The 11,330-nt window shown below is 51.4% G+C and carries 10 protein-coding genes and 1 pseudogene; 7 read left to right on the top strand and 4 right to left on the bottom strand.

Annotation, left to right across the window (positions count from 1 at the left end; genetic code table 11):
* The 7 genes and pseudogenes from G494_RS27845 to G494_RS0120780 all read left to right on the top strand — a co-directional run.
* Positions 1–320 (top strand): annotated as a pseudogene (locus G494_RS27845) (transposase); the annotation flags it as partial.
* A gap of 265 nt (positions 321–585) precedes the next feature.
* The gene (locus G494_RS0120805) at positions 586–1,866 is read left to right on the top strand and encodes a hypothetical protein (protein WP_028586058.1); all 1,281 of its coding nucleotides are present in this window, start codon (positions 586–588) and stop codon (positions 1,864–1,866) included.
* 565 nt (positions 1,867–2,431) lie between these two features.
* A complete protein-coding gene (locus tag G494_RS0120800) occupies positions 2,432–3,154 on the top strand; it encodes a FadR/GntR family transcriptional regulator (protein WP_028586057.1) in 723 nt (240 codons plus the stop codon).
* On the top strand, positions 3,151–3,402 hold the full coding sequence (locus G494_RS0120795; protein WP_028586056.1) for a hypothetical protein: 252 nt from the start codon (positions 3,151–3,153) through the stop codon (positions 3,400–3,402). Before G494_RS0120800 ends, G494_RS0120795 begins: the two co-directional genes overlap by 4 nt.
* A gap of 109 nt (positions 3,403–3,511) precedes the next feature.
* Positions 3,512–4,930: a hypothetical protein gene (locus tag G494_RS0120790; RefSeq protein ID WP_028586055.1), complete on the top strand. Its 1,419-nt coding sequence runs from the start codon at positions 3,512–3,514 to the stop codon at positions 4,928–4,930.
* A gap of 20 nt (positions 4,931–4,950) precedes the next feature.
* Complete coding sequence (locus G494_RS0120785) at positions 4,951–6,108, top strand: MBL fold metallo-hydrolase (RefSeq protein WP_028586054.1); 1,158 nt, start codon at positions 4,951–4,953, stop codon at positions 6,106–6,108.
* Positions 6,109–6,178: 70 nt separating this feature from the next.
* Entirely contained in the window at positions 6,179–8,011 is a 1,833-nt protein-coding gene (locus tag G494_RS0120780) for a CobW family GTP-binding protein (protein ID WP_028586053.1), read from the top strand.
* 143 nt (positions 8,012–8,154) lie between these two features.
* Here G494_RS0120780 and G494_RS24840 read toward each other — a convergent pair whose 3' ends face one another.
* The 4 genes from G494_RS24840 to G494_RS27080 all read right to left on the bottom strand — a co-directional run bounded on the left by G494_RS24840 (position 8,155) and on the right by G494_RS27080 (position 10,945).
* Positions 8,155–9,054, bottom strand: coding sequence for a DUF4824 family protein (locus G494_RS24840; RefSeq protein ID WP_051305939.1), 900 nt, complete (start codon positions 9,052–9,054; stop codon positions 8,155–8,157).
* Positions 9,051–10,127, bottom strand: coding sequence for a DUF2157 domain-containing protein (locus G494_RS0120770; protein ID WP_028586052.1), 1,077 nt, complete (start codon positions 10,125–10,127; stop codon positions 9,051–9,053). Before G494_RS0120770 ends, G494_RS24840 begins: the two co-directional genes overlap by 4 nt.
* 180 nt (positions 10,128–10,307) lie before the next feature.
* Complete coding sequence (locus G494_RS0120765) at positions 10,308–10,769, bottom strand: hypothetical protein (RefSeq protein ID WP_028586051.1); 462 nt, start codon at positions 10,767–10,769, stop codon at positions 10,308–10,310.
* 29 nt (positions 10,770–10,798) lie between these two features.
* Positions 10,799–10,945 carry a hypothetical protein gene (locus G494_RS27080; protein WP_153305982.1) on the bottom strand — a complete coding sequence of 49 codons (147 nt, stop codon included), beginning with the start codon at positions 10,943–10,945 and terminating at the stop codon, positions 10,799–10,801.
* Positions 10,946–11,330 lie beyond the last annotated feature (385 nt).

Raw genomic sequence — 11,330 nt, 5'->3', positions numbered from 1 at the left:
ATCGTCGCCCCTTCACGGGGGCGTGGATTGAAACTGATCGGACCGCCTTACCTGAAAAGATCACGAAGTATCGAAGAGCCGCTTCCCTGGCTTTACCTCAAGGGTATTTCAACCGGGCAGTATTAGGCGGCCCAGGAAGCGCTTCTTGGTGAACAGGCAAAAGACCTTTCCGTCAACACCATCTCCCGGCTCATGCGTCGCTGGCTCGAAGAGCATAGTGGCTGGAGAGGTCATCGGTCAAGAAATGATATGTATACTGGTGGGTTGATGGCGTCTACAGCAAGGTGCGGATGGGCGACAAGCTCTGCCTCCTGGTGATCAGCTTTTCTGTTGCAGTGAGGACAGTAAATGGTTAGCCGTTTGTTGCGATGAAGTTTGATAACAGCCATTATCTGAGTCGCGTGAATTTCCAGGATGACCCAACCTGAAAAATCGTATAAATGACCTGATGAGGCATGTTTTTCAGCCGGTCAGCCCATCCCTGTTTTTTGCAGCTGTGACCAAAGCCCATAAAAACAGCTGTGAAACTACATCAGTTTCTGCTTTGCTGTCTTTTGCTGTTAAGACCATATATTAGGTGTAAGCTTGATCGATTCAATGAATGATCTCAGAGACATATCTGTTGAGGCCCTCTACAGTTTCATAAATGATTTCCCCGCACTGCTATGGCGGATTGAAATAGTCAAAGCCCGTATTGAGTTCCTGAACGGCAACACCGATGTTGCTCCCGGGATCGATGGAGCTCTTTTCCTTAAAAACATTGAATACCGGAACAGAAAAGTATTGCAGGAAGACCTTCACCTGATCGAAGACTTTATGGAAGCTGTCAAGGAGGGGGAGAATGCCTCAACAGTTTTCCGGGTAAAAAGCAGAAATGGCGTTACTTCCTGGTTGAAGCTCACCGGGACAGTTAACCGAAGCGATCCAGGTTTTTACTATGGTTACCTTCTTAATGCAGGGGATACTGTAGCGGTAGTTAAGGAAATTCTCGGTGTGAACTATGAGCTGAAGCTGAAGGTTGAGGAGTCTGGCAACCCTGTGTTGTTGGTTAACTCTGATTCGTTGCAGATTGATTGTGCCAGTTCTGCAGCAAAGGAGCTGTTTGGCCTCTCTGAAACAGACTTCAAGAATCTTCCCTTCCGTGAGTTGCAAGACGCTGCCGAAGAACAGGATCTGGATTATATGGCAAGGGAGATTTCCCGTTCCGGAGAATGGAAGGGAAGGCTATCCTATCGGTCAAAGGATAAAAAGCAGGTTGTTGAAGCTGAGACCATAGTTCGATACCTGGTTTATAAAAAAAACAAACTGATCCACATCTCGCTGCAAAAACCTCAGGTACGTCAACCGTCTGAAAATGTAATATCCATATCCAGTATGAAAGATATGGATGCCTTGGCCGAGAAGCTTGCAGGCCTTCACGAAATGAATGATATCATGGATGCCTGCCTTTCAGATCAAATGCTTTGCGGGAAGTATGACGCGCTCCTCTTTTCAGATGTTCATATACGTAAAAACATGGTCATGGTCTATGGTGCCGGTGTCCCGTTTGCAGGGGTGAAGCAAGCAGAGAGTTTTTCATATAAAGGCACTATCGCTGAAGACATCGAGCGTTATGGCCTTGAGTCCCTGGTAGTGGATGACACCCAGGACAGCATTAAGCCTATTGACTGGGCCCTTTTCGTTCCTCGGGGAATTCGTTCCTATTTTGCCATGCCTTTTTACAGCCGTACCGTGCTGCGCACCGTCCTTATTCTCTGCTCAACTACCCCTGGATTTTTTGCAGGTAAACGTCCCGATGATTACCTTGCCCTCCTCAAGGTTATCAATGGTGCTGTTCGAGCCTGGCGGCGACATCATCGCCGTTAACATCCTCAGGTCTCTATGCGATCAAAGCGAACTCTAAGCCAGAAAGCCCTCAAGTTGTACCTCTAAAATTGGTGGCACCAATTTGAATTATAACGGTGTTGTGTGGTGGTGTAGCGATGTGCTGCTTGACATGTGCAAAAAATATCGGTTATGGTTGCACCAATTTTACTGCTTCCCCAGGATTGGTAGAGTAGGCGCATAAGCTTTGCAGGTAACCGAAGAGAAACGCATCCTTGTGAAAGGCAAGACTTGGCTCTGTTTTGAAAAGCTGCCAAGCTCTTTCCAGAGGTTATAAGTGAGCGGCCCAAGGCAATCGCTGGCTAGCTCTATAAGCAGCAGGAAACCTACACCTTAACCAGGCGGAACGGCTCAAGGTGCCAGTGGAACAGGTTGTTCAGTCCGTCAACAAACGAAACAACAACAGAGAGAATATCCCAGTTTCAAAACACCCTATGCTTTTTCTGACAAGCAGAGAGCTCTTGAGCTCAGAAAAATCATGGGGTATGCACTCGTCGGCTAGATTCAGCTCCTTTTGTCATGAGTACCTGGAAGGTTAACGAAGACAATGCAACAGGCCCTGCTAAGTCAACTGCAATTGATTCTTAAAAAGTTGGATCTCCAGCCAGGGGACCGGCTTCCTCCTGAACGCGAGCTTGCTAAAGCCCTTAAAGTTACCCGTAATTCCCTGAGAAGGCTGTTGCACATGCTGGAAGGCAGGGGTCTTGTCGATATTAAGAAGGGTAGCGGAACGTACTTAAAAGCCGGTGTTTCCAGCCTCGCAAATTTTCCCCTGTCCGACGACAAGATTACCGCTTCTACCAAACTGTTGACCGACCAGTTGGAGAGCGCATATCTGTTTTTTCACATTATGGTGGAGCTTGCGGCTCTTCGTATAACCAAATCACAGCTTGAAGAGTTGCAAGAAAGAAACGTAGCTCTCAGTCGGAGCATCTTTTCCGAAGATCCTCAAAAGGTATGGATGGAGAGTCTCTCCTTTTTCAGGACCATTGCCATCGCCACAAACAACACTTTTATGGTGAACATCATGGATGTGATCTGTTCCGTTGATATGGCCTCATTCAAGCATTTCTTCGAAATAAACCAAGGACAACAAGAACAGCTCTTTGGGGATCATGTCAACATACTCCATGCCCTTCGTGAGCGAAACTGTAACAAGGCCAAACTGGTCACCCAGAAGTATGTAATGCATCTCAGTCAAATCCTGGAATCCCAGGAGGGCATTGTTTCGGCTGCAATCCTGAAAGACCAGCTCACGGAGGCGGAATGATCAAGGCTCCGGAAAAAAGAGTATTCTTGGAAATGATCATAAAGAGTGCATTCCGGACTCTTGGAATGAGAGCAGGTCTCGTTGAAGACGACGGGCAGGAGGTAAGAGAGGTAGCCCCGGATATCAGTTCAGATCTTCCCCCTGAACTGATGGCCATGGAAGCCCAAAGACTTGGCTTGGATCCTTGGAAAGATCGAAATCGTGTCCTTCAGTCGATACAGGATGCAATGCGCGATCGGGGCAGCTAACTATTTTTTTAGAAAGATAAAAAAAGTGAAACAGGACGGAGCGCAGGACTGGTAATCGGGCGCTCCGTCCCTAACCCACCAAAACCCCAAACACAATTATGGAGGTATTATGGAAAGGTATGGCGAACAATACCTTGAAGAGCGAAAGCTTGTCAAGAGGTGGGCGGGACCGATTCCCGCGCTGGTCAGCCTCCTGCTGACCTTAACCGTCTTTTATGCCACCTGGTGGATCTTTCAGGACCCCAGAGGTCTCATGCGCATGTACACGCCCTATATCGGCTATATGTACTGTCGATGGTGGCTCATCATGATGATCTGGATGGTCTATATCTTTAACTTCTGGCCTTTTAAACGTAAATGGCTTGAGACCGCCCACCCCCTGGTCAAGGGTACGGTGCTGACCCTCGTTTCTGTGGCTATTCTCCTGGCCCTGATTAAGGGTTTCTTTGAAGGATTTCTGGGCAATTATGGTTTGGCCTACTTTAATCCGGAACAGTTGGGGAAACTTGATGGTGTAACCAGCTTCTTTGCTGCAGAATATTCCGCGCTTGCAATCCTTATGTTTGCAGCCATTGCATCCTGGCTTTCTCCTGCCTGGGTCGTAGCAATGGAGAATGCCCCCTGGAAAGATCTTAAACAGCCTGCAAGGGGCTTTTCTGTTTTAGTGGTTACCTTTTTTCTCTCAACGATTGTCTACTTTGTTACCATGCATCCCCATATGGGGATCCTCTACCATCCCTGGCAGTATTTCACCTCCATTGCCCCGCCTTATTGGGAGAACTTCGCAGACACGGTCTCAGGTAATTTTCATGTTTCCTGGATTATGTGTTGTACCGTTGTTGTCTGGCTGGTTGAAACCATTTGGCAACGCTATCCCTTCAACCTTATAAAAAACGATTGGCTCCGTCGTTTTGCCACATTTGCAGGAATTATCCTCATCGCCCTTGCCATGCATTTCTTTCTCTACTTTGCACAGGAGCTGACCTGGGGAGAGGCTATCCGTGGTACCAGGCGAGCATTTTCCCCTGACTGGCGTTGGCTTCATGTTGGTGAAATGGCCATATTTTTCCTGGTGCCGGCACTGTTTCTGACTTTTTATTGCGAAAACTGGCCAAGAAAATTCAGCTTGCCGGTCAACATTGCGATTCGTACAATCGTCTGCCTTGTTGCGGCAGTTTTGCTGTACATTGTTTACTACAAGACTTCCCACCTCTTTCTCGGTACTCAAAAGGGATTCTCTCATCCGCAACAATTTCCCATGATTCCAACCATATGGCTGATAAATATCTGGCTTGCACATCATTGGTTTATGGATAACTGGCCTGCCTGGAAGATGGTACCAAAGACCCAGGTGGAAATCGAGGCTGAGCATCGTGCAGCAGAGGCCGAGATTTCCATGATACGCCTTACGCCAAAATTTGTTACCGGAATGGGAGCAGGCGTTGTCATAGGTGTCCTTATTTATATCGGGACGATCGGGGCTCTACCGAAGCTCTATGCCTTTATCGATATCATCCCGAAAAATTAAGAGACCAAGAGGATACCCATATGTCTAGTGATATAAAACGACGCGATTTTCTTAAGGGAGCCATCACCGGTGCAGGGGTTGGAGTGCTGGGGGCCATGGGCGCATACTCGTATTCCGGAGCAAGAAAGGCCCTGTTTCCCAAGGTGGCAAAAAAAATGAATGATATAGGAACCTGCAAGAGTATCAAGGTTACCAATATCTCGGAAACAAGCTGGTTTGATAACCAGACCCTGGTGGGAGACGTCAAGGGTGCCGGTGGTCTTCTTGTGGATCAATATTCCTATAACTGGCCTCCGTTCGGCAATGGCAAGGGGCTTGGAAAAGGCTCCTATGATGAAGGGATTTCCCTGATCAAGGAGTATCTTCCCCATGATATCGATAAAGCCTGGGAGATTACCCAGAAAAATTCCATCAACCCTGACAATGCCGGAGGCTACTCCTGTCTGCTTGAAGTGGAGGAGCTTGACGGTCAGGTACGAAAGTTTCTCCTGGATTCCGGCTGGTCGTACAAGTGGATGGATGAATCCTTCAAGCGGGAAGGTATCGATAAAATGCTTGAAAACAGGGAAATCGAGGCTCTGTTTATTTCCCATGAGCATTTTGACCACTACTGGGGCTTACCCGTGACCCTCAAGTATGATCCTTCCATCACCATCTATATTCCCGAAGGTTTTTATCCCGAAGGAAAGCAGTACATCAAGGATGCTGGCCACACCGGCAAACTTGTTGAGGTGAAAAATGGGCTGTATAAGCATATTCCAGGCATGGCGACCTATGTCTTTCCTATTCCAATTATATGCCGGGTCTACGGAGAGCAATCCCTTTATTTCAACGTTAAGGACAAGGGTCTTGTCTCGGTGACGGGATGTTGTCATCAGGGCATCATACGATTCGCCGAGACGGCCTGCAAGGAACTCAAATACGAAAATGACCAGTTGCATGGTATTTACGGAGGGCTTCATATCTCACCCTTTGATGACTGGGATCCCAAGTATGATGATCTTGTGATTTCTCTTCAACGGTACGGATTTGAGCGCATTGGCTGTAATCACTGCACCGGTGTGCTCTGTGCGAAAAAGTTCATAAGCGCCGGCTATCCTGTGGTTGAGGGAACGGCCAGGCATCGTTCCAAGGACAAGGCATATCTGGGAAATGGTGATACCATAACCTTTGGTTAATTGGCAGTGCTCCATGCCCTGGTGTCTCGTCTGTCGCCAGGGCATGGGCTAGGATATGGAGTAGTGCACCATGGGTAACAAGAGATCATTGCTCAAACAAAAGCTGGCAACACTCCTGCCTCCATCGGTTCTGGATGATTCGGAGGATGCGGCTTTTGAGCTTGTGAGAGCTGTCCTTGTCCGCGCAAACTACATTTCAGCTATCCGACAGCGTCTGGGCTGGTGCGGAATCCATGAAGTTATCTCCCCCAATATCCGGACCGGAACCGTCACCACCCGGATCAATGACCGGCCTGGGGTTTACGGAGTGCTTCCTCTGGAATCAACCTCCGGCAGAGGGGCCTGCTTTTCCTTGTGCTATTTTCCCTCCCCGGATGAGGACCTTGTGGAATCTTTTTCCGTTGAGGCCGGTATTCAGATACTGCAACCTGATTTTCTCGATAAGGTACGATCATTCGCAACTCAGCTCGGGTTCGCGAACCTGTTCCATCTCGGCTATGTTGAAGCGTATATCCATGAGGACACCGGGGGGGTATTTCTGGCATTAACGGCCAATGACAGGCTAAGCTGGTCTTCAAGTAGAGGCATTGTCGTCAAAAACAACCAGGGCTTAGTTGAAGCTGTTGCTCCCGGAGGCATCGATCAGGACCTTGCTGCTCGTGAGATTGCCATGCCGTTCTTTCGGGCTCTTGCTGCCTCGTTCAGCTATACGCTGGCATCGGCTCCAGCTGTTCTTTACACCCAGCAGAGAATGAGCCTTGCCTCTTCGCCTTTGGTGCATACAAGTCGTGAGCATCGCCTGACCCTTGGCTATTTTGCCGATGTTGCCCAGGCAGAAGGCTTTGACTGGGAGGAGCCACCGGAAATTCGCTGGGACCCATCCAAGCCTGTGCCAAAGATCTATGAAGGGGAGCTGTGGTGGACAACGGATTTTTGGGGGGTGGCCAACGGGCTGGACAAAGGGTCCATGGGAATGGTTGATAAACCTCGTTTCATCCTGCTTACAGGGTTCCTGGGTGCAGGTAAGACAAGCTTCCTTGATAATTTTATCCAGGCGCAGGCTGCAAACAACAACCTCGTTGCAGTAATCCAAAATGAAATCGGAGAGAGAGGGCTTGATGCCAAGCTTCTCAACGAAAGCTACGCTGTCACCCAAATGGATGAAGGGTGTGTCTGCTGTTCTCTGGCTGGAAATCTGCGATCGGCATTGGTAGACATCATGGCTCGTTTTCAGCCGGACTTTATCGTGCTTGAGACAACGGGTCTTGCCAACCCGGCAAATATGCTTGCAGAGATAGACGACCTGAGTGATATCCTGGAATTCGGTTCTGTTACAACCATGGTCGATAGCCTGGCGGGCGTCGGGAATCTGGAACGTTTTGAGGTCGCGAGGGCCCAGATCCGTCTTGCTGATCTCATCCTGGTCAATAAATCAGACCTCAGCGACCCTTCTCAGCTGGATTTTCTCACCAACGAGATAAGGTCGCTCAACCCTGTTGCAGATATCCATCGGACCACCTATGGAGACGTTAATCCGGCCATACTCTATGGGACAAACTTTCAACTTCCGCCTAAACGTCCCTTGATCTCACCAATGGAAGATGGACAGGGGGGAACTCACCTAAATGATCTGATCGAAACCAGGTTGATTGACTTTGAAGCGCCCTTGGATAAAGATACCTTATTGAAGGCTATTGTCGCTGGTGCTGATGACATCCTGCGGGTAAAAGGTATAGTCGAGTTTACAGACGATCCTGATCCAGTGGTGTTTCAATACTCGCAGGGAGGATATGATCTTGCGAAAACTCTGCACAGCGATACAGCTGAACGGTTCCTGGTGATCATAGGCAGGAGCCTGAACAGACACTTTGCTGATAGGTTCTCGCTAAATACAACATCGTGACACTGCGGTGTTCTCCTCTGATTCCGTTGGGATAGAGCGGAGGTCTTTTCTTCTTCGGCTGTAAGAAATTGCCGAAAGCTTGCAGGGGAAGCGTTCAGCTTTCTCTTCGATATTCCAGTCGGCCATTACTTGGCTCTCACTCGTCATCTCAGCTGTGCTTGTTTCTTCCCTATGGAATCTCCTTCAGGTTCTATTAACTGCACCTCGACAATCCAGGGCTCCAGGCGGTTGCCATACGCCAGCCGGACAGTGTAGCGGGGCGGCTGGAGTTCCTCCCGGCCGTTTGGCTCCCGGGCCAGGAGGCTATCCAGGGCGGCCCGCTGTTTGCGGGTCACCTGGATCCTGGGGGTGCTCAGGGCCGAGATGATCCCGAATAGCTCCCTCTTCTCCCGCTTGCCCCGGTAGCCCGCCCGGACCAGCCCCTTGACCAGGATAAAGCGTCCCCGGTCCGGATAGCGGGCCCGAAGTTTTATTCGATCGAGTCCAGCATCGATAACAAAGAGTCGGGAGCGGCTCAGCCCTTCGCTCTTCAGGCGTTTGCTGGCGCGATCATAGTTGGCCTGCAGGGTCTTGTCTGCCCGGTCGACGCTCAATAGCCGTTGTTCCCGGGCCCGCTTGTTCTCCGCCCGGCGGAGATTTTCCTGAAAGGCCGGTCCATCCAGTTCCAGGACAAGAAAGACCTCTCTGGGAAGGGGCTCTTGGAAGTGATGATCATCGTCGCTTTGGCGGAGCAGATCAGCGCCCTTGAACCCCAAGGCTTCCAGTTTTTTCGCCGTGAACCAGGCCGGCGACTGCCAACCGGATTGATCTGCCGGCTCATCCGGATCCCTGTCCAGGCTGCGCCAGACCAGCCGCAGGGCCAGGCCGCTGTCCTCTTTGTGGAGCCGGTAGGGCAGCTGCAGCTCCCGTTCGCTGAGGATGGTCAGGGATTCGGGCGAGCCTGATCGGTTGGCGGCGACCCCGGCGAGGAGCACGATGTTGGCTGCGGCAAGCAGGATAGAGGCCAGGGCAAAGAGTGCGCGGGAAGAGAGGCGTTTTTTCATGGTTTCACCTCCCCTGGCTCGCTGGCCGCACCATTACGGAGCCGTTTCAGGACCAGCAGCATCAGGATCGCGGTCAGGCCGATGAGCAGAAAGAAGAGATACTTGGGCATCCAGTCCCACCACCAATCGTAGAACTTGGTGTAGAGGAAGATGGTGAAGAAGACGTTGCCGCTGTTGATCACCTCGGGCAGACCATTTTTGATTCCATACCAGATGGCGAGGCCGCTGCAGAGAAATCCCAGCACCTGGTAGAAACGCTCAACGCTCTCCTGACCAAGATCCAGGTAGCTGATCGCCCCCCAGTTGGCCAGGATCAGGACCGGCAGAAAAAAGAGCAGCATCGCAAAGACCCGGTAGAGGGCAGCAAAGCCGGAGAAGCGGTGATGGGGAAGCAGCGGGATCAGGAACAGGATCAGGGCGGCCGGGAAAAAATTCTCCGGGCGTTCCCCAAAGTGGAGCCAGTAACAGCCGCTCCAGGTCCCTGTCTGGGCCGAGAGATAGGCTGCAAAACAGAGGATCCCTGCACCAAGGAGGAGGCGGGCATCTGCTCCATAGGCCAGGAGGAAGGCAAAGGCTGCCCAGGCCAGAAAGGCGTTTGCAGAGGGCGTGATGTTGAAGATCTGGGCCAACATGGAGAGGTTGAGGACAAAGCAGGCAAGGCTGACCAGGCCGAGCAGTTTTGCGAAATAGCCGCTCTTTTCCCTGGAGGAGCTGTACATGGTGGCCGCCAGGGTGATGAGGGGTGCCAGGACCAGGATCAGGACCTGGGCCGAGGTCGAGAAACGGCCCCAGAACTGGTAGAACAGGAAGAAGACACTGGCAGCCAGGGCCAGGGCGCCAAGGAAGGAGCTGATCTTCATCCCCAGGCTCAGTTGTTTTTCCCGGCTGCTGGAGTCGATGTCAAAGGCGGCTGACAACCGTGCTCTCAGCTCTCCATGGTAGCTGCCAAGGGCGGCGCGCTGGCGCGCGTCCAGAAAGAGCACCTTTTCCTGCTCAAGGAGTGCCAGTTCCGCCTGGAACGCGTTGAGCTGGTCGATCCTGTTTTGCGCCTCAATCTTTGAGTTGAGCTGCATCGTTTATCCCTGTTGTCTCGAATCGTGAAGAAAAGCCTCTTGCCCGGGGGACGGTTTGTTCTCTGTTGCCCTCGGCCAGGCCTCTGCTGCCGATTTGGGTAGATCCAAAAAGAGGGGTCAGCCTGGCAGAGAATGCAGAGCGATCATCTTCCTCGTCATCCTCCAGCTTGGCCGCCGCGTTCAGTCGTTGCTTTGTTTGGCTATGCCAAGAGTCTTGTTTAATTTTTCGGTATCGATGAATTTCCCCAGCCCCGCTATTCCCCGGGCGACCTCGGGGTTGGAGAAGAGCTCCTGGGCAGCCACCTGGCCAAAGACGTTGAAGCTTGCGTTGAGGGCGATCGGCCCCTCGTATTGAATCGCTTTTCGGGTCTGCTCAAGGCAGGTGACAGAGGTCAGCTTGACGATCAGTTCGGCCATCCCTTTATCTGTAAGCTGTCTTACTGCCGGATCCACCGGTGCTATGGTTTGTACTGCCGGGTGCAAGGCCATGGCTGAAAACATCCAGCGCACCAGGGTGATCTTGTCTTCCGGAGAAGAGGCTTCGACAAGACAGCGCGAGAGGTCGTCGGTATATACCCCGGCCTGGCCGACCGAGGGGACGAGTAAGGCTCCAAGCAAGACAATGGTTGCTATGATCTTCATATTTTCTCCTTGGCAGGATGCGGTCACCTTCAGGGGCGAGGACTGTTCTGCTGTTTTTTCAGGCCAGGCAGCTCTGCCTGGAGGCGCTCGCTGCAGAGGTGGAGCACTCCCTGGACCTTCCCCTGGTTCAACAGTTCGCAGGCCCCGGTGGAGAGGCGATGCCACGGCGGTGTCACGGTGTGACAGTTGATAGTTGTTTTTAATTCAGAAGGTTACATGGTTACCATTGGCCTTGCCATAATGCAAAGGATTTATCGCTGCAACCTAGGCGCGGAGAAGAGAGCCTTTCCGGCAGCAGGCTTGCCCGGGATAATGAGATGTTTCGATCAGGATAGCATTTCTTATGGTTATATCGCTGCCTGTTTTTACCGCCATTGCCTTTGCTGGCTCGGCGTCATGCCCGCGCAGGCGGTCATCCAGGAATTTTGAGTACCCTTTCCAGGTATGCTTGCAGAGCGGCTCTGGCAGGTCGCAGGTCGCAGGTCGCAGGGCATAAGGGGCATGCCGGTTGAGGGTGTTGCCTTGTGTTTTCCTGCCACGATCTCAGTCGATCTCAAGGCA

It is taken from the genome of Desulfogranum mediterraneum DSM 13871 (assembly GCF_000429965.1).
Lineage (GTDB): Bacteria > Desulfobacterota > Desulfobulbia > Desulfobulbales > Desulfobulbaceae > Desulfogranum > Desulfogranum mediterraneum.
Note: the sequence above shows the minus strand (reverse complement) of the source record. Positions and strands in the feature narration are given on the sequence as shown.